Here is a 26,983-nt window from a genome sequence, read left to right as displayed (position 1 = left end):
TTGTGAATAATTCTCGCTCTAAGAGTGGAAATGCGAATGTTTTTTGATTTGGCTTCCTTAAGGGCATGGGGATCACGCCCCTGTTTGTTGACCAGGGAAGGTCAGGTAATCCGTTATGCCGAGCTGGCCCAGAGGGTTGAAAGGCAGATGGCCCGCTTTGCTGGTCAGCCCAGGTCGTTAGTGGCGGTGGAGGCTTGCAGTGATCCAGAGTCGATCAGCGTCTACTTAGCCGCGCTGGCGGCAGGGCAGGCGGTGATGCCCCTGCCTGCGGCTGATCCTCAGGCTGCCGCCTCCTTAGCGCAACGTTTTGCGGCTAGCGCCAGTTTTGTTCGCTTACAAGGGCAGTGGCAATGGCTGCAGCATGATTGGCCGCATGCTACTCCTCATGCTACCCCTCATGCAGATTTGGCCCTGCTGTTACAAACCTCTGGCAGCACCGGCCAGGGGCGAGGCGTGCGCTTGAGCTATCAGGCATTGCAAGCCAATGCCGAGTCGATTGTGCAGTACTTAGGGTTAACCGAGGCGGATCGTGCTGCCTTGGTGCTGCCCTTGCATTACTCCTATGGCTTATCGGTACTGCACTCCCATCTGCAGGTTGGCGCCAGCCTGTGGCTGCATCCCCAGTCGCTGTTACATCCCCAATTTGCCACCGAGCTGGCGGCCAGTGGTGCCACTAATCTGGCTGGGGTGCCCCATCACTTTAATTTGTTAGAGGGCACTGGCCTGATCCAACATTGGCCTGCCAGTCTGCGCTTTATGACGGTGGCGGGCGGGGCGATGGAGGCTGCCAAGGTGCGCCAGTGGGCCGAGCGGTTGGAGGCTCATGCTGGCCAGTTCTTTGTTATGTATGGGCAAACCGAAGCCACTGCCCGTATTGCCTGGTTACCGCCGGAGCTGGCGCAACAGCAGCCGCAGGCGGTGGGGATAGCCATTCCCGGTGGTGAACTGCTGCTACGTGATGAACAGGGCCAGGTTTTACAGGGCAATGAGGTAGAAGGGGAGCTGGTGTACCGTGGCGCCAATGTGATGATGGGCTATGCCGAGTCCGCCCAGGATTTAAGCCGGGGGGCGGAGCTGCAGGAATTGGCGACGGGGGATCTGGCCTATCGGGATAAGGCGGGGATTTATCGCATCACAGGGCGTTTATCGCGGATGTCGAAAATTGCCGGTGTGAGGATAGGTCACGATGCGCTGGAACGCGCCCTGGCTACCTGGGCCGAGGAGGTAGCCGTATGGGGCGATGATCGCCAGATCACCCTGGTGATGGTGGGTTTACAGCAGAGTGAGCAGGCGCTGCTGGAGCAGGCGGCACGCTTGAGTAAGGTGGGGCGTCAGCACTTCCGTGTGCAGCGGTTGCCGAGTTTACCGCGCCGCGCCAATGGCAAGATCGATTATCCGGCGTTAAAGGCTGTGGCCCCGGCGCGCCCTGTTGGGCAAAGCGTGTTGGCGGCATTTCGTGCCACCTTTGCCGGGCGAGAGGTGAAGCCGAGTGACAGCTTCGCCAGCCTGAGGGGAGATTCCCTAAGCCATGTGGAGTTAACTCTGGCCCTGGAGGAGCGTTTGGGTGGACTGCCAGTGGGTTGGGAGCGCCTGAGTATTGCCGAGTTGGAAAAGGCTGAAATACCCAGCGGCCATCACCTGCCCACCGAACTGTTAGCCAGGGTGGTGGCAATCATTGCTGTGGTGGTAGCGCACCAGACTTTTTGGCCGGTTTATGGCGGTGCGGCGGCAATGGTTATTCTGATGGGGATGAGTGTGGCGGCCTTTCGTTGGGAGGCGTTGCTGGAGGGGAACTGGCGCAGTTACTTGCGGCCGCTGTTGGGGGTACTGGTTCCCTATTATTTGGTATTAGCAGGCTTTGCCCTGGTATGGGGCAAGGTGCCCTGGGTGTCGGTGGCGCTGCTGGGCAACTTTGCCCTAACCGTGCCGGATACCCAGCTGATGCTGCCTTATCTGTATTGGTTTATTGAAGCCTATGTACAGATGACTTTGCTGGTGGCCTTACCTTTTTGCTGGGCGCCGCTGCGGCGTTGGCTGAATAGCCGCCGTGAACAGATTAACCGTTGCTTTCAGTATGGGCTTTGGCTGTTTGCGCTGGCGGTACTGCTACGTCTGACCTTGCCGCTGATCTGGCCCTTGAAAGGCTTGGCACTCTTTACCCTGCCTTGGGTGTTCTATCTGTTTGCCTTGGGCTGGCTGATCAGTGCGGCCCAGACAGCGCGCCAGCGCGGCTGGGTGGTGGCGTTAGCCTGCGTGATGATGCCCTTAGCCGCTTATTTGGGGGGTAACTGGTATGGGGGGTGGATCAAGTATATGAGCTTGTTGGCACTGGTGATGTTGCTGTGCTGGCGGCCGCAGCTACGGGTGCCAGGCTGGTCTGTGCGTCCTTTGATGCGGCTGGCGCAGGCGGCCTTCCCGATTTATTTGCTGCATCGGCTAGTGCCGGAGGGGATTATGCCCCTGCTGGGCTGGGAAGGGCGTGGCCCCTGGCTGGATACCCTGGCGATTGTGGGGGGAATTGGCCTGGGCTTATGCGCCGCCAGCGTGCAGCGCTCTGTGCTGCACTATTGGGCTGAGTATCGTCAGTCAGCCCCTTCAGGCTTATTCACTACGCGGTTGAGTAAGCAGATTTAGGCTGTCTTCCGGCTCATACCAGTGCACACAGTTGCGCCCCAGGTGCTTGGCTTGGTAGAGCATGCGATCGGCATACTCCACCATTTCATCGGTGGTAATGAGCAACGAAGGTACCAGGGAGCAACCGCCAATACTGACGGTGATGCCCTGGTTAGCCTGTGGCAGCTTCAGGCTGGCATGGCTGATCTGCTCACGAAGGCGTTCGGCCAGCTGGCGCGCCCCCTGACTGTCGGTGGCGGAGAGCACTAACATAAACTCTTCGCCGCCATAGCGGGCGACAAAGTCACCAGGGCGATGCAGATTCTCTTTTAACACACGAGCGACCTGGCGCAGCACTTCGTCTCCACAGGCGTGGCCATAGCGGTCGTTGTATGCCTTGAAGTGGTCAACATCAATAATGGCCACCGACAGAGGTTGGCCCTGGCGGGCGCAGCGCTGAAATTCCTGTTTGAGTACTTCTTCCAGTTTGCGGCGGTTATGCAGCTCGGTGAGGCTGTCGATATGGGCAAGGTTTTCCAGAATATGACGCTGTTGCACCATCCGTACCAGGGTGCGAATACGGGCTTCGACAATGGCGGGGTTGAAGGGTTTGATAATAAAGTCACAGGCGCCTAGCAGTAGGCCACGTTCTTCTGACTCTTCATCATCCTGACCGCTAACGAACACAATTTCAGCATTAATGGCCAGGCCCTGCTGACGAATTTCCTGCAGTAGCTGGAAGCCATCCATGTCCTCCATCATCACATCCAGCAGAATCAGGGTAGGTTGCAGGCTGGCTAAGAGCTCAAGTGCCTCTTTGCCGCTGGCCGCTTGGTAAACCTGGTAGTGCTCTTCAAGTAGATTGAGTAATACCTGGCGATGAATGCGCTCATCATCCACTACCAGAATTTTGGGTTTTTCATCCAGGTAGCGTGTTTGCTGTATTGGGCTATCACTAACCTGTGGCAGTTGCTGTAGTTGATCAAATAGCTGTTGCAGTTGCTGGCAAAAACCTTGCAGTAAGCTGGCGAGGGTATCCGGGTGTTCAATGAGTAACTTTTGCTCCAGGTGTTGGCACTGTTGGGCGAGGTCATCCGCACCGAGGTAACGCAGTTGATTTTTTAAACTGTGCAGGTGTTGCTGTAAGGTCGGGATTTGTTGCTGTTGCAGCCAGACAGGTAAGTCTTTGGGCAGGCTTTGGCAATCCTGCACCAAACTGCGCAGCACCAGGAGATAGAGTGCAGGCTTGTAACCGACGCGTTTGAGGCCGAGCGCTAAATCCAGATCGCGTAAGTGGGGCAGTTCTGCCTGTAAGGCGGCGAGGTTCTGCTGTTGTTGCTGGTAGCGACGTTGGCGCCAGGCTTGTTCATCCAGTTGGAACCACTGGCTCAGGTGTTTAAATAGGGTGTCAGGATCAAGGGGCTTACTTAAATAAGCATTCATGCCTGCATCCAGGCAGCGCTGTTGATCACTCTCTAGACCCTGGGCAGTCATGGCAATAATGGGGGTTTTGGCGAGCTTGGCATGTTCACGCAGAATGCGGGTAGCGCTGAGCCCATCCAGCACCGGCATATGGATATCCATCAAGATCAGGTCAAAAACGTGCTCAAGTGCTTTCTGCACGGCATCCTGCCCATTTACTGCCGTCGAGACCTTGGCACCGGCATCTTCTAATAAGTCCAAGGCAATTTGGCGGTTAATCGGATGATCTTCTACTAACAGGATATGGGCCCCACTGAGAGGCTGGATGGGCAGTGGAAGACCCGGGAGGCTACGAATCCCCATACGCTGGCCGCAGGCATCCAATAAGGCATCCAGTAATGCGGAGGCGTTTAAGGGTTTAACGACCAGACTCTGTACCCCAATGCGCAGCGCTTCCAGCATCCACTGTTCTTTTCATGCTCACTGACAATCAAGATGCGGCCAATATGCTGCAGTTGAGGAGTCTGGCTGAGGGTATTGAGCACATCCAGACCGGAATGCTCGTATACATGCGCATCGACTAATACCGCATCTATCGGTTGTGCTGAGGGAGACAGCAAGCGTTGCAACATGGCATCGAAATCATCGTAGCTTTCACTGTTGATCGAGAAACGATGCAGCATCTGACTGAGTACTTTTTGTACATCACTCTTGGCATGCAGAATCAGCACATGCTTCCCAATCAATTGGGGCGGTTCCCGCTGCTGTTGGCTGGGGGCAAGAGGCAATAAGGTGACCGGTAAGCGCAGGTGTAAGTGCAGTTGGCCCGCTTGGCTTGGCTGGATGCTGAGGTCTCCCTGCATTGCCGCCGCCAGGCTAAAACAACGTTCCAATTGGTGCTGATCATCATTGCCTTGGAGCGGGTCGGCAACCAATAGTGGCGTATGTTCAGGCCCCTGGATATGAATATGCAGCTGGCAGGGCAAGGGTTCACTGACAGGAGCGAGACCAGGGGCACCCAGATTGGGAGTCTGGTATACCCGCAGGGTCAATGCCCCTTGTTCACAGTGACAAATCGACAGATGGAGTAGGCTAAACACCAATTGCTCCAGTCGGTTGCTGTCGGCCTCAAGTTGATGTCCTGCCCCCGGTTGGATGTCCAGTAACAGCTCCAAGTCTTTTTCACTGGCGCTATGGGAGAGCTTGTGGAGCAGGCGCTCCAGTAGCTCATCCAGACAAAAGGCTTGTAGTTGAAGGCTAAACTGCCCGCGCGCCAGCAGCAGATTGTCCTGTACCTGACCAAGCTGATAGAGCAGGTGCTCGTTGGTTTCTCTAGCTTTATCAAGATAGGCCCGCTGCTGGCGGGTTAGCGGGGTATTCAGAGTCAGGCGGATTAACCCTAGGAGGGCACCAAGAGGGGTGTAAAGACTTCTGTTACTCAGCAGGAGTTGTTGTTCATTAATGGCGCTGACTTGAGGGGGAGCAATGGACGGATGGGGGAGCCAAAGTGCCAGTGTCGTCAACCAGCCAAGGCTCAGCAACCAGGTAGGCGCATCCTGTTGTATGCCAATCACTGTCCAGCTCAGGGCAGCGACCATACCAGGCCATAACATTGAAGGTTGCTGCAATGGCATAGGGCGGTTAATGAACCCTGCCTGCTGACAGACCAGCGCCAGGCTGAGGCAGGCCAGATTAAACAGGCTGAGCATCAGCAAGGTAGGCAGGGCGAAGGAGGCACTGACCAGCCACTGCAGTAGCAGCGCATTACTAAAGAGGGCAAGGCGTTGGAGTGGTGATACTCGACTTTGGCCACTCAGCGTAATCAGGTAAATGGCAGTGAGGGTCAGTGCGAGACTGAGCCAGTGCAGTGGCAGCCAGTCAAAAGCGAACAGGGCAGTAGCGCTGATGGCAAAGCCTGATAATCCTAGCCAGGGCGAAAGTAGCCGGGATTGTACAATGGCAAGCAAACTCAGGAGCGGAACACTTACCGGAAAGGTGTGGGGAGCAATCCACTGCTCTAAGATAACGGCGCCACTCCAGCATAGTAGCCAGCCGAGTGTGACTAAAAAGAGTTGTTTGCGTGGCCAGGACTGCAGCCAGTGCAGACTGGCAAGTTTAGAGTTGCCAGAGGGTATCGTCATGATGCACGTCACCCCTCGTGTTTCAGGGCTGTAGGCTTTGATTATTGGCGATTTTTGGCGTTACGGTTTATGTGGTGGTTGCTAACAACCGATTAATTCATGCTCCTGCTTAATCGAGATGAATGAGATCAAAAATAAGACGACTGCATTATTTCTTTATAGGCGATGATGGACAAAAGTGCCTGAATAAAATTGCATATCTATGTAAAGCAGCAATGTAACAAAAAGTGAGCGAAGGGGGTGAGAGCACCCCCCAGTCTCGTTTGGGCTTTGCTCCTGCATCGCCTGACGAGGTTGCCGCGGTAACCTCCATGCTACCGCGGCATGCTTATCTTCTGTGTACTTGCAGTCTCATATGGGCCGGAATATCGCCAGCGCGCTTGGGCTGTGCTTCGGCCTGATGAGTGTTGTGTTGCTCGTTCAGGCTGCGGATACGGCTGCCATCCTTGTACAGGCCAATATCCTTAAGCAAGTGAGTGTTTAAGTGACTGACCTGGTTTTCCAGTAAGTCCTGATCAGCTTTCTTTTGCAGTTTTTTGAATGCGGTGTAAACAAAGCCCATGAAAGTCATCATTAGTCTCCAAAATATTTCGGAGCCGGGGCTTTCTGCGCTAGCTGGAGAATTCAGGGAAAGAAAGAATTCAAAGATGCCGCGAGAAAGACCGCGGCAGTGAGATTAGTAAATTAACTCAAGGCGCGCGGATGCAGGTCCAGGCCATGTCGGCAGCTGGTCTGCATATTAGGTTTATTGGCGGTTGAGTTAATTACCATTTATTGCACCCCTTAAAAGGATTAATTGCATTAAAGTGCCCGGTTATTGAAGGCGTATTCGCTTTTTAAGTCAATGCTTAGATTTAAAAATAATTGCCTTATTCGAAAAAAGTATTGAACGGACATTCTCTGCATTTTTTTTAGTTCGATGAGTTATATCGAGACAATCACATCGCATGTGCAGGTAGGGGAGAAGGCGCCCATAGCATTTGCCATGGGCAGAGAGAAAAGTCGAAGAGGCGAAAGTGTTAGCCTAGCAGCAGGCTATCATCGCTGATTTCTTCACCCTGCTGGCGTGAGAACTGGGCCAGTAGGTCATTCACCGTCATGCCTTGGCGTTGCTCGCCATGGACATCCAGTGCCAGCTTGCCACCGTGCAGCATGATTGTGCGGGTACCTACGGAAAGGGCCTGACGCATACTGTGGGTGACCATCAGGGCGGTGAGCTGATGTTCGCGAATAATGTCCTGGGTGAGTTGCAGGACAAAGTCGGCGGTTTTCGGATCCAGCGCCGCAGTGTGCTCATCCAACAACAGAATTTTCATCGGCTGCAGTGCTGCCATTAACAGGCTGACTGCTTGACGCTGGCCACCGGATAGCAATCCCATTTTGTCTTGTAGGCGTTTTTCCAGCCCCAGACCAAGACGTGCCAGCTGTTGCTGGAAGCGGGCTTTGTCCCCTGGGCGTAAGGCCAGCCCCAGGCGTCGTCCTTCGCCCCGTCGCGCGGCCAGGGCCAGGTTTTCTTCGACGGTGAGGTCGCCACAGGTACCGGCCAGAGGGTCTTGAAACACCCGCGCTACCCAGTGGCTGCGGGCATGGGTGGGGAGTGCTGTGACATCCTGATTATCAATCAGAATCTGGCCTGAGCTGGCTTGGATTTCACCGGACAGGGCGTTCAGCAGGGTGGATTTTCCGGCGCCATTACTGCCAATCACGGTCACGAACTCACCCTGCTTGATGTTCAGGGAGAGGCCTTTCATGGCGTGGTTTTCAAGCACGGTGCCTGGGTTAAAAATAACCTGCAGATCCTTTACTTCGATCATGCTTTGCCCCCTTTGAGTTTGGCGCGCTGGCGCAATTTGGGCAGCACAATGGCAAAGGCAACCAGAACAGCGGTGATCAGATTAAGATCCTGTGCCTGTAGGCCGAGGAAGTCAGCATTGAGCGCAGCAGCGACCGCCAGGCGATAGAGCAGCGCCCCGACCAGGCAGGCGAGAACAGCGCGGACGATGGTTTTCGGGGTGATAACGGCCTCACCGCCAATCACTGCCGCCAAACCAATGACAATCACGCCGACCCCCATGGTGACATCGGCACTGCCCTGGCTTTGCGCAAAGAGGGCACCGGCCAGCGCGACAAAGGCGTTGGATAAGGCCATGCCGACTAGAATCAGGCGGCTGGTGTTAATGCCATTGGCGCGGGCCATACGGGGATTAGCTCCGGTGGCACGCATGGCCAGGCCGATTTCGGATTTGAGGAACCAAATAAACAGACTCATCAGCACCAATACCACGAGGGCAAAGGCAATGGGGTAGCTGATGTAGTAAGGAATGGGCAAAGAGTCGAGGGGAGTGAGCAGGGTCGATTCACCGAGTAAGGCGACATTAGGTTTGCCCATAATTCTCAGGTTGACCGAGTAGAGCGCAATCATGCTGAGGATACTGGCGAGCAGATTAAGGATTCCCAGGCGAACATACATCCAGGCCGTTACCAGGCCTGCTACTGCACCGGCGAAGATAGCACTCAGGGTGGCAAACCAGGGATTAAAGCCACTGACGATCAGGGTAGCGGCCACCGCAGCACCAAGGGGAAAACTACCATCGACAGTCAGGTCGGGAAACTCCAGTACCCGGAACGAAATCAGCACGCCAAAGGCGACCAAAGCATAAAGGAGGCCGGATTCCAGCGCTCCCATAAAAGCAATCAGACTCAAAGCGAGACTCCACTAGACGCGTGCGTTATGCAGCGAAAAACTTAGCACCTGCCGGGGTTGCGCCTAGCAGGTGCTACTCAGCTCGGTGTTTATTGCACCACTTCTTTTGCCGAATCAATCAATGCCTGGGGCAGGGTAAAGCCCATCCGCTCGGCGGCGGCAGGGTTCACCACCAGTTCTGTTTTGCTGGCGGTTTCAACCGGCAGATCGCTGGCTTTGGCACCTTCAAGAATGCGGGCTACCATCACGCCGGTCTGACGACCCAGGTCGTAGTAGTTAAAGCCCAGGGAGGCCGCAGTACCGCGTTTGACCGAGTCAGTATCGCCACTGATCAGCGGAATGTCGGCTTGTTCAGCGACCTTGATCACCCCTTCCAGAGCGGAAACAACGGTATTGTCGGTGGGTACGTAAATCACATCGACTTTACCAACCAGCGAGCGGGCAGCGGTTTGCACATCGGCAGACTTGGGGGCGGCCGCTTCAACCACGGTCAGGCCTTGCTTGGGAGCCTCCTGCTTGATGATGGCGGCTAAGGAGGCTGCATTGGCCTCACCCGGGTTATAGATAATGCCGAGGTTGGTGGCATTCGGGGCGATCTGTTTGATCAGCTCCATGTGCTTATCAATCGGTGACATATCGGTGGTGCCGGTCACGTAGGCGCTGGGTTTATCCAGAGCTTCGACCAGCTTGGCGCCCACCGGATCGGTTACTGCAGAGAAGACCACGGGGATATCACGGGCAGAGGCCACCATGGTTTGTGCGGAAGGAGTGGTAATGGCCACGATGACATCAGGACGGTCACCGGCAAACTTTTTGGCGATCTGGGCGGCGGTGGCTGGGGCACCCTGGGCGCTTTCGTAGCTCCACTTTAAGTTTTCCCCTTCTTTGTAGCCTCGCTCGGCTAGCTCGTCCTGCACGCCCTGGCGCACAGAGTCGAGGGCCGGATGTTCAACGATCTGGGTGATGGCGACATGAACATCTTTCGCCACAGCAGACAGGGAGAAGGTAGCCAGGGCTGCTAATCCCAGGGTTTTAATCAGTTTCATAGCGGGGTCCTTGCAAGACGGTTGCTTCACAGGGGCAGTCGAATATTCCTGACTGCCTTTTTGTTATCGATCAAGACGTTAGCAGATCGACAAACAAGCGCAAGCTTCCTTGTGATTTGCCACCTGCAGAGTGTTGCCGCTACGGGGGACCGAGGGGGTGGTGACCGAGCACCTGTGGAGGCGCCCGGTCAGTGGGGCTCAGTATTTGAACTGACCGACTTCGCTGGCAATCGCCTGGGCTTGTTGATTGACCTCATGGCTGGCAGCGGCAGATTGGGATGAGGCATCGGCACTTTGTTCAGCCAATTGCGCCACTCGTTGGATGCTGCCGGCTACCTGGCCCGCCACCACGGCTTGCTGCTCGGCGGCGCTGGCGATTTGGGTATTCATGGAGCTGATTTGCTCCATGTTTTCGGCAATGTCATGCAAGTGTTGGTTAGTGGTGTCGGAGGTGCTCAGGCTGGCCTCCAGACGTTGTAGGCTGGTGGCCATCACCGTGCGGGTCTGGTTAGAGACATTTTGCAGGTTGGCAATCATCTGCTGAATTTCATCAGTAGAAACTTTGGTGCGTTGGGCCAGGGCACGTACCTCATCGGCCACTACGGCAAAGCCACGGCCTTGCTCACCAGCTCGTGCGGCTTCTATCGCTGCGTTGAGGGCAAGTAGGTTGGTTTGCTCGGAAATACCCTTGATAACGTCCACGATAGAGCCAATCGCTTGGCTTTGTTGCTCCAGCTGTTGCACCGAAGCGCTGGTCTGATTGATATCCTGGTTCAGCGCTTGCAGTTGTTCCCGCATACTGCGCATGCTCTTGCGGCCTTGGCTGCTGCGGCCATTGGCTTCGTGGGTTTGCGTGGAGGCTTGCTCGGCATTGGCGGCAACGTTTTGGATGGTTTGCGCCATTTCCTCCACGGCTGTGGCAATTTGCTCAGTTTCCCGACGTTGCGACTCGACCTGACTACGGGTGTGGTCAGTGGTAGAGGTCAGACGCGCAGAGGCATGTGAGAGACTATCGGCAACCTTCGCAAGGCGCTGAATACTCTGCTGTAACTTCTCGACGAAACGATTGAAGGAGGATGACAGCTCGGTCAGTTCGTCTTTGCCTTCTACCGGGAGGCGTTGACGCAGGTCGCCATCACCTTCGGCAATATTAGCCAGTAGGCTGGAAATCGCCTTGAGCGGTAGCACGATGGAGCGGGAAATCAGGTTGCTAAAAATAATGCTGAAAATAACCAGTGCCAAGAGCAGGGTAATGGTCGTGGTTTGGCTAGTGCTGAGCATTTTTTCGGTGGCCATTTGCCGGTTCAGCTTCGCCTCATTGGTGCTGTTGACCAGTGTTGTGGCGGCTCCCTCCAACCCCTGTTTAGCCTGTTGGCGCTGGGCTAAGGCTTCGGTAAAGGACTGAAAAGCGTCGCGATATAGCTGCACGCTTTCGACAATGGCTGTGGCAATTTTTTGGGTGTCGCCATCACTGATATCGCGTTTGAGCTTGTTGCCCAGTTCCATCATATGGGCGGTATTAGCCTCAACCAGCTGACGTGCTTCTGCGTGACCTAGTAAGTAGTCTTTTTCAGCAATACGTGCTTCATGAATCAGCGTGATCAGGGTGTTGGTGTCTTCGATCAACTTGAGAATATCCGCCAGCTCCTGCCGATTGGCATTCGAGGACTGCAGGAATTGATACTCCATCTGAAGCTCGATAATCAGATCCAGGCCATTTTGTTTGACCTCCTGCGCAGCGCTAACCATCAAGGTTTCGTTACGGCTTTGGATATTAATGGAGCTATTGAGTGTATCCAGCGCACTGCGATATTCGCCGACCAACGGCAGTAGGTTAGTGTCTTGCTGCAGGCGCTGTTCCAATTGCGCCAACTGCTCGGTTAGGCGTTGCTCGGTATCTTCCTGGGGCTGTTCGAATAGCTGCCGCTCTAGCGAGCGAATATGCAGAATATCGCTATTAATCATATCGGCAGCACGGTCACTGCTGAGATTGTGCTGGAGGGTCTGCAGGCTCCACCAGGAAAAACCGCCTAAGCAGAGGGTGGCGAGCACCAAAATGATGAAGGCCAGTCGCAACCGGCCTTGGATACTGAGGTTTCGCATCATTGCAATGGGTTCCTACTACGTCTGGAACAGTTTTCTTACCAAGCAGTCAAGATAACAGGGCTGCTTCACAACTTCATGGCTTTTTTACACCATTGCGCTTGGGTTGCGCCTCGGCGCTGAGCAGGTGCTGTTGGGCAAACTGCTGGGCTGGCACCGGGCGTCCGAGCAAATAGCCCTGCACCAGCACCGGGCCCTGCTGGCAAAGTAGCTGTAATTGTTGTTGTTGCTCGCAACCTTCGGCAATGACTTCAATATTGAGTCCACGCCCTAGCGCCATGATGGCGCCGACCAGTGTTTGGGTTTCGGGCTGCTCAATATTTTGAATAAAGCTGCGATCGATCTTCAAGGTATTGACGCGAAAACGCTGTAGGTAAGAAAGCGACGAGTAACCCACCCCGAAGTCATCAATGGACAGCTGTATGCCTAAAAGGTTCAACGCATCCAATTGCTCGCGCAGTTGAGGAGTGTCTTCAATGAAGGTGCTTTCGGTAATCTCCAGCATCAGGCTGCTGGCCGGTAAGCGGTACTCGGCAAGTAGGCGCTGTAAACGAAGCAGATAGCCAGGATCAAGAAGCTCCTGTGCCGAGGCATTCACGGACATGACAAAGTCATGGAAGCCCTGTTCGCGCCATAATGCGAGTTGCTGGCAACTTTGCTCCAGCACCTGTTGGCCGAGAGGGCCGATGAGCCCCGCCAGCTCTGCCACAGGAATAAACTCCGCTGGGGTGATAGCTCCCTGCTGCGGGTGTTGCCAACGGGCTAATGCTTCTGCCCCTACCAACACGGTATGTTGATCACTGACACGGAACTGGGGTTGGTAGAACACCTGAATTTTTTTGTCTTGCAGGGCCTGGCGTAATTCCTGCTCTAGCCAATAACGCCGTCTGGCGTTTTCCCCCATGCTGGCGGTATAGAAAGCAAAGGTGTTTTTACCCTGAGCTTTGGCTTTATAAAGTGCAGTATCGGCATTGCCCATCAGGCTTTTGACGCTGTCGCCATCGTCTGGAAACAGACTAATGCCGAGGCTGGCGGTCAGTACCAGTGTTTGTCCATCGACCTGTAATGGCGCATGGAGGTTTTGCCGCAGGTGGCGCAGTTCCTGGGTTAGTTCTTCTATGCTGTGCAGATTGGCGAGTACCACAACAAACTCGTCCCCCCCCAGGCGGAACAAGCTCTCTTGATTAGTGAGCCCCTGTTGCAGGCGCAGAGCCAGCTCTTGCAATACACGATCGCCAAAGTCGTGGCCTTGGGTGTCGTTAATGGTTTTAAAGTTATCCAGATCAAGCAAGATCAGCGCCAGCATACGATCTTGGTTTTTTGATAGTTGCAGGGCGGTTTGGGTGTACTCATGAAAGGAGTAGCGATTACCTAATCCGGTCAGCACATCGCGATGGGCAAGGTAGTCTAAATGCTGGGCATGCAGTATTTGCTCGGTTTCATCGAAGCACACGCCTTCAATCCAAATATTGCCTTCATCATCTTCGCAGGGTTGGCCCTGGTTGAGTACCCAGCGGACCTTGCCTTGGTTATCCAGCACCCGATGGGACAAGGAAAAGTGCGCTTGCTCAGGTAAGGCGCGTAGCAGGCTCTGATTAAAGGTGCTCCAGTCTTCGGTTAAGACCAGGGATTTAAGGGAGGGAACACTCTCAGGCTGTGCCCCCTGGCCAAGGATATGCTCAATGCCTTCCGATAAAAAAATCAGTGGCAGCTCAGGTTCCAGGCTGGCACGGTATACCGCCCCAGGAATATTAGCGACCAAGGCTTCCATCGAGCGTTGCTGACGGTTTAGTTCATGGCTGATGCTGTATTCCTGGGTGATGTCTTGGACAATGCCCCGTGCTTTTCCACCATTTTCCTGGGCGTATTGACCCTGCAGGCGTAGTACGCGCTCACCTAGGTGCAGTTGTACCTGCTGTGGTTGTTGCGGTTGTTGTTTAAGCAGCAGAATGAAGTGGTCGAGGGCATTACGATCCTCGGCCGCGAGTGGTTGCATGACGCTACCGAGGCTGACCTTCAGCATGGGCCCTGTCAGGTCAAACAGGGTGCAAAACCAAGTATTAGGGGCGAAAGTGCGCTCTTCGAAGTTATAGGTCCAGATGCCAAGTTGGCTGGTTTCAGATACCCATTGCTGGGTTTTGGCCAGCTGCATAATGTCTTGTTCGGCGCGGCCTCGGGCATTGAGCTCTGCTGCCAGTTTGATTTTGGCGCGTTTGACCTGAATCCGCAGCATGCCGACCCAGCTCAGGAGCAAAAAGGAGCCGAGACCCAGGGCGATCAACCCCCAGCGAAACTTTTCTAAGACCTCGGCGCGGGTCGTGCCCATCCATTTGTTATAGAGCCGCTCAAACTCTCCAGAGCCTTTGAGGCTGCTCATCCCTTGATTGATGACTTGCAGTAATTCGGGGTAGTCCTTGTGGACGGCAAATACATAATGGTGGGCGCTGGTTTCCGCCCCGGTGGGGAGTACGTTACGCAGATCGGCTCGGTTAATCATGTAGCGCGCCGTCTGAAAGGTAACGTAGGCATATTGATAGCTGCCGGTATTAAGTTGTTTCAGTGCTTCCAGTTCAGAATCAACACGAACCAGCTCGGCATTGGGCAATAGGGCCTGAATGTGTTTTTCCCCATAGGTATTGGTTTGCACCAGAATGCGACTGTCAACGAGGTCGGTTGGCGATTGAATGGAGGGGGCGTCTTTGTGTTTGAAGAAACTATAGGAGGTGATGGTGATGGGGTCTGATAACAGAAATTTCTGTGCCCGTTCTTGGTTGTAATACACCCCTGCAATCTGAATTTCGCCCCGCTCAAACGCCTGAAAAATATCGTCCCAACGGCCTAGCTGGGTGCGCATGGGCTGCTGACTCAGCTCTGCAATCGCTTGAATCAGGTCAATATTGAAACCTTCAGGTTGGCCTTGCTCATTCAGATACTCAAAAGGGGGAAAGTCACGATCGCCACCCACGATAATATCGGCTACCGCATGGGGCGGGCCGGTCCATAACCACAGCAAACCCAGGCATAGCAGTCGGCGCATGCGTGTTGTTACCCCTTTTTGGTCAGATCCGTGTCTTGCCAGATGCTGAGAGTGTCACCTCAAGCCTCATGCCTATCAGACAAATACATCATTAAGGAGCCACTAACACTAAGACGCCTTAATCTGAAAATCACCTAGGTTTTGTAGTGTTGTTTTGCGCAAAGTTCAAGTTAAGGCAGGAGCGCCATCCACAGCGGCAGGCTGAGTAAAGAGAGCAGGGTGGAGAACACCATCACTGAGCTACTAATCGGAATAAGGCGTTGATATTGAATGGCTAACAGGCTGACGAGGGCGCCTGTTGGCAGGGCGCACATCAGCACCAACGCGGTTAAATCCAGGCCGCTCAGGCCAAAGGCGATCCCCAATCCCCAGGCTAAAGCAGGGTGGAGCAGTAATTTGAGTGCACTCAGGCTGGCAATGGCGCTCAGGCTGCCTCTCAAGCGTTGCCCATAGAGACTGAGCCCCATGGCAAACAGTGCCACAGGCGCGGTGGCTTGGCTGAGTAGCTCAAACAGACTGATCAGTGCATCCGGCAGACTGATGTTTTGCCAGGAGCAGAGCATGCCCAGCAAGGGCGGCAATAGCAGTGGGTTTTTCAGCAGCAGTCGGCTGAATAGGGCGCGCCAATTGAGTTTGCCTGGCTGACACAGCCAGCTAAGCCAGGAAATGGCAATCCCCATGAACACCACATTGGCGAGCAGGGTGGCAATAATGATCAGGTTTACCCCTTCTAGGCCATAGCTCAGGGTGTAAAGGGGAATGCCCATATAGACGCTATTGCCAAACAGGGCATTCAAGCTGGCTAATAAGCCGTCGGCTCCCTTGAGTTGCCAGTAACGCCAACCTAACCATGCGGCCAGGGCGCCCACTCCTAAGGATGCCAACATAAAGGCGGCGACAAAGGCGGGTTGGGCAAAATCGCTAACAGGTACCCGAGCGGTAGACCAGAACATCAAAGCGGGTAAGCAGATGTAGAGAATAAAGGGGTTAAAGCTGGCCAGTGCCTGTTCAGATAGCAATTGGCTGCGCCTGGCCCACCAGCCCAGACCAATCAAGGCAAAAATGGGTAACAGCGAGTTAAGTAGGGTGTGGAACAGGCTCATGCGGGTGCTCGGACAGGAAAACCGAGGCAGTGTTCCATTGTTTGACCCTTGGGTCAACTTGGCCAGGGTCGGAGGAGGAACCCCAGCTCCGCCACCTTAATTGACAAGCAATAAACGGGAGACTGGGGTTCCTTAACCGAGGGGAGAGAGGGGTTAGCCTCAGGCAATCTTCTGTTGAATCTGCTGTTTGGCGGCGGCCAGCGCCTGTTGTTTGCTGTCATCGCCCATGGCCAGGGCTTCGGCATAGACAAATTCAATCTCGCTAATGCCGATAAAGTTGAAGAAGTCCTGCAGGTACTTGGTTTGGGTATCCTTGTCAGTGCCCTGATAGAGGCCACCGCGGGCAGCCAATACATAGACTTTTTTGCCGCTCACCAAGCCAACGGGGCCGGTTTCTGTGTACTTGAAAGTGACACCGGCGCGGGCAATGCGATCCAGCCAGGCTTTGAACTGGGAGGAGATGCCAAAGTTGTACAGTGGCATACCGATGACGATGACATCATGGGCCAGCAATTCTTTAATCAGATTGTCTGATAAGGCTGCCAGCTGTTGCTGCTCTTCATTGCGTTGCTCGGCGGGAGTCATCCAGGCCCCCATTTCCGCTAGGCTAAGGTGAGGCAGGGCATTTTGTACCAGGTCACGGCTGGTGACTTCGCTGTTGGGGTGCTTGTGCTGCCAGTCCTGTACGAACTGCTTCACCAGGGCGGTGGAGTTGCCATTTTCGCCCATCAGGCTGTTGTAGATGGCTAATACATTGTTGCTCATGTTGATCTCCTCGATTATGGCCGCTGCTGACGAGGTGGAAGCGGATGAGTCCATTGTAGGAATCTACAGGGTCGAAAAAAGCGACATTATTTGCATTAAAAGTTCGATTTTTTTGAAGATGTTTGGAGCAGAAGGGGGAGGAGGTCACCGCTAAAGATACTTGGAAGGATAGGGTGAGGGCTTGGCAGCAAGCTTACTTGAATCCGATACAGGCCATAGTTAAGAAGTTGTGAAGGATAAGCGTTTGATATAGGTTGTGTTTTTTATGTTGCGGTGCACAAGTTGGCTCCCGGCTGATCCGCTGACGGTGGTGCTGCAACGAACTCGCATGTGAACTCAAGGTTCAGCCGTAAGGACTCGCGCGATGTCACAACTGATTATGCCCGATGGTGAACCCCTCGATTTGCAGGTGCTGGGGCAGGGACGGCCAGTGATTTTCCTCCATGGCTGGACGTCAGGTCCGCACATCTGGAAACCCTTTCTGGAACCTATCAGTGATGATCACCTCTGTGTGTGCTGGACGGCGCGGGGGCATCATCATCGCCCATTGCATACGGAAACCCCTGTCAGCCTGGGGCAGTTGGTGAAGGATCTGCATTTTTTAATCCATACCCTGGGGTTGGCCCGGCCCGTGCTGGTGGGGCATTCCATGGGGGCGTTATTGGCGTGGCGGTACATTCAAACCTATGGTGATGCGGATTTGAGGGCGCTGGTGATTGTGGACCAGTCTCCCAAGTTGATTACGGATTTGTATTGGCCCTATGGCATCTATGGCGACTTTCCTAAGGCACGTAGCGACAGTTTTTTGCACGAGTTGCAGGAGGACTTCCCGGAGGCGGTGCTGCGTTTGGCCGCACGGGGGCTGAACAGCAAAATTCGGCAGGCCTACGAGCATAACAGCAGCCGCATCCAGGATTTGCGCAAATATTTGCGTCAGCTTTACGCGCCGGGGCTGATTCGGCTATGGCAGGATGTGGTCAGCTCGGACTTCCGCGATATTCAAAGTCAGATTCAGGTCCCGGTGTTATTGCAGTACGGTGCTCGCAGTCAGTTTTATCCGTTAGGGGTGACAGAGTGGCTGATGGAGCAAATTCCCCAGGCAGAACTAGTGATTTATCCCGAAGCAGATCACTCCCCGCAATTGACCGCGACAGATGCCTTCTTGGAGGATCTACAGGCCTTTCTGGCTGAGGTGCATTAGGCAGCATTCAGTGCCATAACAAGCCAGTGCCATAAAAAACGGGCTACCACCAGGAAACAGGTGATAGCCCGTTGTTCATCGCCTCGCCAGTCACGTTAGATCCGACCAGCCTCCACCTCATGGCAGGCAATCAGGCGCTGATGTTGCTCGGCTAACAGGGGGGTATCCTGTTTGCAGCGCTCTTGCGCAAACTGGCAGCGACCATGGAAGGCGCAGCCGCTCGGTGGGTTTAAGGGAGAGGGCAGCTCACCGCTCAAACGTACCTTCTCGATCCGTTTGCTGGGGTCGAGACGCGGGGTAGACGACAGCAGGGCGCGGGTGTACGGGTGACGCGGGTCGCTGAAGATTTGCTCGGTGCTCCCCCGTTCCACCACTTTGCCCAAGTACATCACCATCACCTCATCGGCAATGTGCTCTACCACGGACAGGTCGTGGGAGATAAAGATGTAGCTCAAGCCCAACTCGTCCTGCAGATCCATCATCAGGTTGAGCACTTGTGCCTGCACGGAAACATCCAGGGCCGAAACCGGCTCATCCGCGACCACCACGCTTGGGTTGAGCATCAGGCCGCGGGCAATGGCGATACGCTGACGCTGGCCGCCTGAGAACATGTGCGGATAGCGGTTGTAGTGCTCTTCCTTCAGCCCCACCTTTTTCATGATCGCCAGGGCTTTGTCTTTGCGTTCACTCTTGCTCAGCTTGGTGTTGATCACCAAAGGCTCTTCCAGAATGGCGCCAATCTTCTGCCGTGGGTTAAGGGAGCCGTAGGGGTTCTGGAAGATGATTTGAATCTGCTGGCGCAGTTTTTTCAGCTCCTCTCCCTGGGCCTGGTTTACATCCTTGCCCTTTACCAGTAGCTGGCCGGCACTGGGGCGTTCGATCAGGGTCAGGAGTTTGGCCAGGGTGGACTTACCACAGCCAGACTCCCCCACTACCGCCAGGGTTTTGCCTCGAACAACCTGGAAAGACACCCCATCCAGGGCTTTTACCGTGGCTTCGGGTTGGAATAGGCCGCGGCTCACCTGATAGTGGCGTTTCAGCTCTTTGGCTTCTAATAGAATTTCTGCGCTCATGCGGCGGGCCTCCCTTCATCATCCAGGGGGGTAAAACATTTCACCAAGCGCTCACCGTGGGCGCGCAGTGTCGGCTCTTGCTGACGACATTCATCGCTCGCATAGGGGCAGCGTGGATTAAGCAGGCAGCCTTGCGGGCGGTCGTGCTTACCTGGCACCACCCCTGGCAGGGCTTGCAGACGTGCTTTGCCCTGGGCGTGCTCGGGTAGGGAACGCAGCAAGGCTTGGGTGTAAGGATGACGCGGCTTGGCAAAGAGCTCATCGGCTTTGGCGATTTCGACAATCTGACCGGCATACATGACCGCGATGCGATCAGCCACTTCCGCCACCAGGGCCAGATCATGGGTGATCAGCACCAGACTCATGCCCCGCTGCTTCTGCAGGTCAATCAGCAGGTCAATAATCTGCGCCTGAATGGTTACATCCAGGGCGGTGGTGGGCTCATCGGCGATCAGCAGGCGCGGGTTGCAGGCAATGGCCATGGCAATCATTACCCGCTGGCTCATGCCGCCGGATAGCTGATGGGGAAAGGCATCAAAACGGGTTTCCGCTGCGGGAATCCCCACTTGGCGCAGCAGCTCAATGGCCCGTGCCTTGAGTGCTTTTTTCGAGCCGCCCTCATGCACCTTCAGCGCCTCGGTGATTTGGTCGCCCACGGTAAAGCAGGGATTGAGGCTGGTCATCGGGTCCTGGAAGATCATGGCAATTTCATCACCGGTGATCTTGCGGCGGGCCTTATCGCTCATCGCCAGCATGTCCTTGCCGCCGAAGTTGAGGGTGTCGGCACTGACCTTGCCGGGAAAGTCGATCAGCCCCATCACCGCCAGAGAGCTGACGCTCTTGCCGGAGCCGGACTCACCGACAATGCCTAAGACTTCACCTTCTTCAATGCTATAGCTGATCCGGTCAACGGCACGGAAGGGCGCATCGCCCTGGCCGAAGGTAACGGTCAGGTTTTTAATTTCGAGTAGTGGCATGACCGCTCCTTACTGCTTCAGCTTGGGATCCAGGGCGTCACGCAGGCCATCACCCATCAGGTTAAAGGCCAATACCGTGAGCAGAATCATCAGACCAGGGAAGGTCACCACCCACCAGGCCCGCTGCACGAATTGCAAAGCGTCCGCCAACATTGAACCCCATTCCGGAGTCGGTGGCTGGGCACCCAGACCGAGGAAGCCAAGCGCGGCCATGTCTAACACTGCACTGGAAAAGCCCAGGGTGGCCTGCACAATCAACGGGGCCATGCAGTTGGGCAGCAGGGTGATAAACATAATCCGCAGTGGGCCAGCCCCCACCACCCGTGCAGAGGTGACATAGTCACGACCCAGTTCCGCCAGGGCGGCAGCACGGGTCAGGCGGACATAGTGAGGTAAGGAGACGATGGCAATGGCAATGGAGGCGTTAAAGATGCTTGGCCCCAAAATGGCGACGATGGCAATCGCCAGCAGTAGGCTGGGTAGAGCCAGCATGATATCGACTAGGCGCATGATGGTGGTTTCCACCACGCCACGGCAGTAGGCGGCAATCAGACCCAGCAAAATACCAATGCTGAGGGAAAGGGTGACCACCATGCAGCCGATCAGCAGCGACAGACGGGCGCCGTAAATCAGGCGGGAAAGAATGTCGCGGCCCACATCATCGGTGCCGAGTAGGTAGGTCAGGCGTCCGCCTTCTTGCCAGGCTGGAGGCAGTAGCAGGGCGTCACGGAACTGTTCGATTGGCGAATGGGGAGCGATAAAGTCGGCAAAAACCGCCACAAACAGAATAAACAGGATGTATGCCAGCCCTATCAGCGCACCTTTGTTGCTGCTGAAGTAGAGCCAGAATTCTTTAAGCGGCGAGGGCGGCTGGGTATAGCCGGGGGCCGCTGAATTCAGGGTTGCGTCACTCATAATGCTTTTTAGTCCGCGTATTTATAGTCGTTGTTGTTATGGGCGCTGCGAGCAGGCCTTATTTGGTATGGCGAATGCGCGGATTAACCACACCGTACAAAATATCGACAATCAGGTTAACAATGATAATCAGGGTGGCGACGATCAAAATACCGCCCTGGACCACCGGGTAATCGCGACGGTGGATCGATTCGATCAACCACTTGCCAATGCCAGGCCAGGCAAAGATCGTTTCCGTCAAAATGGCTCCCGCCAGCAGGGTGCCGACTTGTAGACCTATCACGGTAATCACCGGAATCAGCGCATTACGCAGGGCATGCACCATTATCACTCGTAACGGTGCCAGACCCTTGGCCCGGGCGGTACGGATATAGTCTTCCCCCAGTACTTCGAGCATGGACGAACGGGTCATACGGGCAATCACCGCCAGGGGAATGGTGCCAAGGACGATACTGGGCAAAATCAGGTGAGAGAGAGCCGAGGTAAAGGCACCCTGTTCATCCGACAGCCAGGCATCAATCAGCATAAAGCCGGTGACATCATCGACCCAGTAGGTGACATCCAGGCGTCCTGAGACCGGTGTCCAGCCCAGGTTGACGGAGAACACCAACATCAACAGCAGCGCCCACCAGAAAATCGGCATGGAATAACCGGTGAGGGAGACGGTCATCACACTGTGGTCGAAAATCGAGCCGCGCTTCACTGCTGCGATAATACCCGCCGGTAAACCGAAGAAGATGGCAAACAGGGTCGCGCACAGAGAGAGCTCAACGGTCGCCGGGAATAGCGTCAGAAACTCGTGCAGGACGGGTTCTTTAGAAATCAAAGATTTACCCAGGTCGCCCTGGAGTACATCGCCAATATAGTTGTAGTACTGAACCAGTAATGGCTGATCCCAGCCCATTTCCGCCATGATTTTGGCGTGACGCTCAGGGTCGACACCGCGCTCACCGGCCATGATTTCGACCGGGTCACCGGGAATCATGCGAATCAAAGCAAAAGTCAGCAGGGTAATGCCGATAAAGGTGGGAATAACCAGCGCCAGGCGCCGGAAAATGAATTGCAACATAGAATGTATTACCTGATCAGGAGGTGTCCCCTCCGCTCGATGCGACAGGTCGTGCGTGCGGTTATCTGCATCAGTCCGACATAGGGATGTTTAGGCTGAGCGGAACATCGACCGGCATCACCGGGGAGAGGGGTGAACCCAGAAGAAAAAAGGCATAGCCACCGGCTATGCCTTTTTGCCGGATCCCCGGATTATTCCAGGCCTACACCGTAGAAGATGTGGCCACCAAAGGGATCAATCTTATAGTCCTTCACTTCCTTGCGCACAGGCTGGAAGACAACAGAGTGAGCGATGGTTGCCCAGGGCGCTTCACGCTTGAATACTTCCTGAGCCTGCTGGTAAAGGGCAGTACGTTTTTCAACATCTGCTACCTGCTTAGCTTCCTTGATCAGTGCATCGAACTCTTCGTTACACCATTGGGCACGGTTGGAGCCTTTCACCCCGGCACAGCCCAGCAGTACGTTGAGGAAGTTATCGGGGTCACCATTGTCACCGGTCCAGCCCAGCAGCACGGTATCATGCTCACCTTCTTTGGAGCGCTTCAGATACTCACCCCACTCGAAGCTGACGATTTCAGCCTGAACACCGACCTTGGCCCAGTCAGCCTGGATCATCTCTGCCATACGGCGAGCATTGGGGTTGTAGGGACGTTGTACTGGCATCGCCCAGATGTTGGTCTTGAAGCCATCGGCATAGCCAGCTTCTGCCAGCATCTTCTTGGCTGCTTCAGGATCATAGGGGTCATCCTGAATAGCGTCGTTGTAAGACCAAATGGTGGGGGGGATGGGGTTTTTAGCGACCTTACCGGCGCCCTGGAATACCGCTTCCAGAATGGCATCTTTGTTGATGGCCATGTTCAGCGCTTTACGTACTTCAGTCTTGGTGTAGGGTTCTTTCTGGGTGTTATAGCCCAGATAACCTACGTTCAGACCTTCCTGCTCCAGCAGCTTGATGTTTTCATCCTTGGCCATTTCCGCCAGATCAGCAGGGTTGGGGTAGGCCATCACATGGCACTCGCCCGCTTTCAGTTTGGCGTAGCGTACAGAAGCGTCAGGGGTGATGGAGAACACCAGTTTTTCTACTTCAGGTGCGCCAGCCCAGTAATCTTTGTTACCCAGGTAACGGATAACGGAGTCTTTTTGGTACTGCACCAGTTGGAAGGGGCCGGTACCAATGGGTTCCAGGTCAAACTTCTCGGGGCTGCCTGCTTTCATCATCTGCTCTGCATACTCGGCAGACATGATGGAGGCGAAGTCCATCGCAACGTTAGCGATAAAGGGGGCCTCAGGACGGGTCAGCTTAAAACGAACGGTGTAGTCGTCTACCTTCTCAATGGATTCGATCAGGGAATCCATTTCCATTGCGGTGAAGTACTCATAAGAGCCACCGGAGACGCCGTGATAGGGGTGATCTTTTTTGCCTTGACGCTCAAAGGAAAAAATCACGTCATCGGCGTTGAAGTCACGGCTGGGTTTGAAGGTTTTGGACTCGTGGAACTTAACCCCTTTACGCAGGAAGAAGGTGTAAGTCAGGCCGTCTTCGGAGACTTCCCACTTTTCTGCCAACGCGGGAGCAATCTTGGTGGTACCACGCTCAAACTCAACCAGACGGTTGAACACGGCACGGGAGCTGGCGTCAAAAGTGGTACCAGCGGTGTAAAGGGAGGGGTTGAAACCTTCGGGGCTGCCTTCAGAGCAGTACACTAGCGTCTTTGCTTGCACAGCGGAGGCCATGGCTGCTGCCAGAGCGGTGGCAGCAAATACGGCGAGACCTTTTTTCATTATTATTGCTCCTAAGTTTAGAAACGCTGCTGTTTCAGTTAATCCATTGATGTATGGTGCGGCCGGGGCCTAGCAGAACAGCTGGAAAGATACTAGACAGCCATAGGAGAAACTGTAAATCCTCAATGCCATGAGTATTTGTGCGGCTTTTGAGGGGGGTATGACATTTTCTCAAAACACCATTAGGCCCAAAGGGGTTTAGAAGGGAACGCAAGAAGATGCAAGTTGGGGTGATAGATTGGTGGTGGGCCGCCCTGCTGGCAGCTGCCGTGATGTGGCTAGTGTTAAGCCTGGTACAGCGGGCAGAGCGGCAGCGTTTATTGAGTCAATTTGAGCAGTTGCAGAGTCGTGAACAGGAGCGCTATCTGCAACTTGAGGCTAACTATAATCAGCTTTCTGGGCGGAGTGAGCACTTACAAGAACAGCTGGAAGATTTGCGCGCGGAATACTTACTCAAGTCTGAACGCATGGCCTCGTTGATGGCGGAAAAAGAGGGATTACAGCGCCAGTTAGAATTGTTGCAACAGCAATGGCAGGAAGAGCAGCTACGCCTGCAGGAAGTGGAAAAAAACTGGCATCAAAGTCAGCGTCAGTATGCGGCATTGGAAGTACGCTATCAGGAGGTGCAACGCCAGGCTCAGGAGAAATTACAGCTGCTACAACAGGCGGAAAGCCAACTCAGCGAACGTTTTGAAAATCTGGCCAATCGCATTTTTCAGGAAAAGGCCGAGCGTTTCAGCCAGCAAAACCGTGATCAGCTTGATAGCTTGCTGCAGCCGCTAAAGGAGCAGCTGGGTGATTTTCGTCAGCAGGTGCAGAACAGTTATGAAAAAGAAGCCTTTGAGCGGCGTAGTCTGAAGCAGGAAATTCAGACCCTGCAAAGCCTCAACCAGCGTATGAGCGAGGAAGCGCTCAACCTCACCCGAGCACTGAAAGGGGATAAAAAACTGCAGGGCAACTGGGGGGAAATGGTCTTGGCCCGGGTGCTGGCAGAGTCAGGATTGCGCCAAGGTCATGAGTATCACACTCAGGTGGCGCTGAAGAATGCGGAGGGCAAGGATTATCAGCCCGATGTTGTGGTGCATCTGCCTGATCAGAAAGACATCGTGATTGACTCAAAAGTCTCGCTGGTGGATTACGAACGTTATCACTCCAGTGATGATGAAAGTGAGCGTCAGAGTGCATTACGCCGGCATGTGCAGGCGCTACGTAACCATATTCGTGCCTTGGGGGGAAAGGACTATCAGCAGTTACAGGGGCTGCGTACCCTGGATTATGTGTTGATGTTCGTGCCGATAGAGGCGGCTTTTATGGTGGCCATGGAGGAAGATCCCAGCCTGTTTCAGTTTGGCTTAGAGCACAACATTCTGTTGGTCAGCCCTGCCAATTTGCTGGTGGTGCTGAGGACCATCAACCATATCTGGCAATACGAGCGGCAAAATCAGAATGCGCAATTGATTGCGCAGCAGGCCGCAGCCTTATACGACAAGTTGCGTGGTTTTGCTGAGGATATGCAGCGTTTGGGGCAGCAGCTGGAGCAAAGCCAGCAGAGTTATGAACGGGCGATGAATCGCTTTAGTCGGGGACGAGGCAATCTGGTGGCGAGAGCTCAGCGCTTTGTCGAGTTGGGGGCGCGACCCACTAAGCCTCTACCCGCCGAGTTGCTAGCGGAATCGGAGTGGCAGCTGGAACAGGAAGAGGTAGATAGTCAGTCATCATAGGCAATGGCGACTCCCGCGCGGCCTACCCCCAAGGGGGCATTTTAAATATGTATTTAAAATGCTAGTTTTTGTCTCCGTCTTGATCGTGAGGAGAGGGAGCCATGACTGAGCCTGTGGCGGAAAGCTGGTTTCAGCGTCTATTCAGTTACGCATTTCGACCTTTATTCGCCCTGATGACCCTGGCGGCGATTATTTTAGTGTTGCGCTGGCTGCATCTGTATTTCACTGGTGTGCAATCCTCTGGATTGGCGATGCCTGCAACCCATTGGCATGCCCATGAAATGCTGTACGGCCTGGCGGGTGCTGCGATTGCCGGCTTTTTGCTGACAGCGGTGGCGAAATGGACCAATCGCGAGCCGGTGCAAGGTCTGGCCTTGCAGTTGTTGGTGTTGAGCTGGTTGGCAGGGCGCTTGCTGATGGCGTTTAGCGCCAGTGTGCCGACCTGGCTATTACTACTGGGGCTAGTGAGTTTTTGGCTGGGTTTAGCCTTTCTCATGGGGCGTGAGCTACTGGCCGCCAATAATAAGCGCAATATTAAAGTGGTATTGCTACTCGCTGTATTTGGCATGGGGGAGCTGTTATTTGTGCTCGGTTTTGCCGAGCAGAGCATCCGCATGGCTACTTTCCTGGTGGTGTTGATGATCAGTCTGATTGGTGGACGCATCATTCCGGCGTTTACCCAAAACTGGTTGAAATTTAATCGTCAGGATGGCCCCTATCCGCCCGCTTTCAATCGCTTTGACCTGAGTGTTGTGGTGCTGATGATGCTCGCTACCCTGGCATGGGCCTGGTTCCCCTATGCGGCGATCACCGCAGCGCTGGTGACACTGGCGGGACTGGGATTACTGGTACGGTTGCTGCGTTGGCAGGGGTGGCGCACCCTTAAAGACCCCTTGATGTGGTCATTGCATTTGGGTTTTGCCTGGGTCGCGCTAGGGGTGTTGGCGATGGGGGTCGCACTCTGGTGGCAGCCGGCTTATGTTAATGCGGGTCTGCATGCGCTTACCATCGGCGGCATGATGGGATTGATCCTGGCGGTGGCTGGTCGGGCTGCTCTGGGCCATACGGGACGAATTTTGCAAGCGCCATTCGGTTTAACTCTGGCGCTGCTGTTGCTAAATGGTGCCGCGTTATTGCGTTTGTTCGCTCCTTTTAGCGGGGGGACTTATCCCTATCTGCTGCTGGGGGCAGGGCTACTTTGGTGTATGGCTATGCTCAGCTTTGCCTGGTCCTATCTGCCTATTCTGCTCGGACCACCGAAATACTCACCCTTACCCTTGATGCAAAAAGGCTAAATCCAGCGGTGCAGGAG

The 26,983-nt window shown here is 54.7% G+C and carries 19 protein-coding genes; 4 read left to right on the top strand and 15 right to left on the bottom strand.

The annotated features are described in order from the left end of the window. Positions 1 to 30 precede the first annotated feature (30 nt). Positions 31 to 2,634 carry an AMP-binding protein gene (locus Q334_RS18055; protein ID WP_342667437.1) on the top strand — a complete coding sequence of 868 codons (2,604 nt, stop codon included), beginning with the start codon at positions 31 to 33 and terminating at the stop codon, positions 2,632 to 2,634. Here the strand turns inward: Q334_RS18055 and Q334_RS19850 are convergent. The 10 genes from Q334_RS19850 to Q334_RS0104895 form a co-directional block, all read right to left on the bottom strand. Continuing rightward, the gene (locus tag Q334_RS19850) at positions 2,602 to 4,497 is read right to left on the bottom strand and encodes a response regulator (RefSeq protein WP_051527529.1); all 1,896 of its coding nucleotides are present in this window, start codon (positions 4,495 to 4,497) and stop codon (positions 2,602 to 2,604) included. The genes Q334_RS18055 and Q334_RS19850 overlap by 33 nt on opposite strands. Further along, positions 4,446 to 6,176 carry a hypothetical protein gene (locus Q334_RS0104940; protein ID WP_027312235.1) on the bottom strand — a complete coding sequence of 577 codons (1,731 nt, stop codon included), beginning with the start codon at positions 6,174 to 6,176 and terminating at the stop codon, positions 4,446 to 4,448. Before Q334_RS0104940 ends, Q334_RS19850 begins: the two co-directional genes overlap by 52 nt. A 328-nt stretch (positions 6,177 to 6,504) precedes the next feature. Then, positions 6,505 to 6,750: a hypothetical protein gene (locus tag Q334_RS0104935; RefSeq protein ID WP_155888955.1), complete on the bottom strand. Its 246-nt coding sequence runs from the start codon at positions 6,748 to 6,750 to the stop codon at positions 6,505 to 6,507. Between the two features lie 445 nt (positions 6,751 to 7,195). Further along, positions 7,196 to 7,990 carry an ABC transporter ATP-binding protein gene (locus tag Q334_RS0104925; RefSeq protein ID WP_027312233.1) on the bottom strand — a complete coding sequence of 265 codons (795 nt, stop codon included), beginning with the start codon at positions 7,988 to 7,990 and terminating at the stop codon, positions 7,196 to 7,198. Then, positions 7,987 to 8,880, bottom strand: a complete 894-nt coding sequence (locus tag Q334_RS0104920) for an ABC transporter permease (RefSeq protein WP_027312232.1) — start codon at positions 8,878 to 8,880, stop codon at positions 7,987 to 7,989. The genes Q334_RS0104925 and Q334_RS0104920 overlap by 4 nt, the downstream gene beginning before the upstream one ends. 89 nt (positions 8,881 to 8,969) lie before the next feature. Then, the gene (locus tag Q334_RS0104915; RefSeq protein ID WP_027312231.1) at positions 8,970 to 9,926 is read right to left on the bottom strand and encodes an ABC transporter substrate-binding protein; all 957 of its coding nucleotides are present in this window, start codon (positions 9,924 to 9,926) and stop codon (positions 8,970 to 8,972) included. A gap of 198 nt (positions 9,927 to 10,124) precedes the next feature. After that, positions 10,125 to 12,032, bottom strand: coding sequence for a methyl-accepting chemotaxis protein (locus Q334_RS0104910; protein ID WP_027312230.1), 1,908 nt, complete (start codon positions 12,030 to 12,032; stop codon positions 10,125 to 10,127). A gap of 73 nt (positions 12,033 to 12,105) precedes the next feature. Then, positions 12,106 to 15,066 carry an EAL domain-containing protein gene (locus tag Q334_RS19845; protein ID WP_051527528.1) on the bottom strand — a complete coding sequence of 987 codons (2,961 nt, stop codon included), beginning with the start codon at positions 15,064 to 15,066 and terminating at the stop codon, positions 12,106 to 12,108. Between the two features lie 170 nt (positions 15,067 to 15,236). Next, positions 15,237 to 16,169, bottom strand: coding sequence for an AEC family transporter (locus tag Q334_RS0104900; protein ID WP_027312229.1), 933 nt, complete (start codon positions 16,167 to 16,169; stop codon positions 15,237 to 15,239). A gap of 159 nt (positions 16,170 to 16,328) precedes the next feature. Further along, complete coding sequence (locus Q334_RS0104895) at positions 16,329 to 16,934, bottom strand: FMN-dependent NADH-azoreductase (protein WP_027312228.1); 606 nt, start codon at positions 16,932 to 16,934, stop codon at positions 16,329 to 16,331. A 364-nt stretch (positions 16,935 to 17,298) separates the two neighbouring features. Here Q334_RS0104895 and Q334_RS0104885 point away from each other — a divergent pair, with 364 nt between their 5' ends. Next, positions 17,299 to 18,135: an alpha/beta fold hydrolase gene (locus tag Q334_RS0104885; RefSeq protein WP_027312227.1), complete on the top strand. Its 837-nt coding sequence runs from the start codon at positions 17,299 to 17,301 to the stop codon at positions 18,133 to 18,135. Positions 18,136 to 18,230: 95 nt separating this feature from the next. Here Q334_RS0104885 and Q334_RS0104880 read toward each other — a convergent pair whose 3' ends face one another. From Q334_RS0104880 to Q334_RS0104860, 5 genes are all read right to left on the bottom strand, one after another. Further along, positions 18,231 to 19,208: a peptide ABC transporter ATP-binding protein gene (locus Q334_RS0104880; RefSeq protein ID WP_027312226.1), complete on the bottom strand. Its 978-nt coding sequence runs from the start codon at positions 19,206 to 19,208 to the stop codon at positions 18,231 to 18,233. After that, positions 19,205 to 20,185 carry a dipeptide ABC transporter ATP-binding protein gene (gene dppD / locus Q334_RS0104875; RefSeq protein ID WP_027312225.1) on the bottom strand — a complete coding sequence of 327 codons (981 nt, stop codon included), beginning with the start codon at positions 20,183 to 20,185 and terminating at the stop codon, positions 19,205 to 19,207. Before dppD ends, Q334_RS0104880 begins: the two co-directional genes overlap by 4 nt. Positions 20,186 to 20,194: 9 nt before the next feature. Further along, complete coding sequence (dppC, locus tag Q334_RS0104870) at positions 20,195 to 21,100, bottom strand: dipeptide ABC transporter permease DppC (RefSeq protein ID WP_027312224.1); 906 nt, start codon at positions 21,098 to 21,100, stop codon at positions 20,195 to 20,197. Positions 21,101 to 21,158: 58 nt separating this feature from the next. Further along, a complete protein-coding gene (locus Q334_RS0104865) occupies positions 21,159 to 22,169 on the bottom strand; it encodes an ABC transporter permease subunit (protein ID WP_027312223.1) in 1,011 nt (336 codons plus the stop codon). Between the two features lie 191 nt (positions 22,170 to 22,360). After that, positions 22,361 to 23,950, bottom strand: coding sequence for an ABC transporter substrate-binding protein (locus Q334_RS0104860; RefSeq protein ID WP_027312222.1), 1,590 nt, complete (start codon positions 23,948 to 23,950; stop codon positions 22,361 to 22,363). Positions 23,951 to 24,168: 218 nt separating this feature from the next. Here Q334_RS0104860 and rmuC point away from each other — a divergent pair, with 218 nt between their 5' ends. Together rmuC and Q334_RS0104850 are read left to right on the top strand one after the other, a co-directional pair. Beyond that, the gene (gene rmuC, locus Q334_RS0104855; protein WP_035460817.1) at positions 24,169 to 25,671 is read left to right on the top strand and encodes a DNA recombination protein RmuC; all 1,503 of its coding nucleotides are present in this window, start codon (positions 24,169 to 24,171) and stop codon (positions 25,669 to 25,671) included. Between the two features lie 101 nt (positions 25,672 to 25,772). Next, on the top strand, positions 25,773 to 26,966 hold the full coding sequence (locus tag Q334_RS0104850) for an NnrS family protein (protein WP_051527527.1): 1,194 nt from the start codon (positions 25,773 to 25,775) through the stop codon (positions 26,964 to 26,966). The last annotated feature ends 17 nt before the right edge of the window (positions 26,967 to 26,983 follow it).

Origin of the sequence: Balneatrix alpica DSM 16621, assembly GCF_000619885.1 — a bacterium.
In the GTDB taxonomy this organism is placed as follows: domain Bacteria; phylum Pseudomonadota; class Gammaproteobacteria; order Pseudomonadales; family Balneatricaceae; genus Balneatrix; species Balneatrix alpica.
This window is presented reverse-complemented; position numbering and strand designations above follow the sequence as displayed.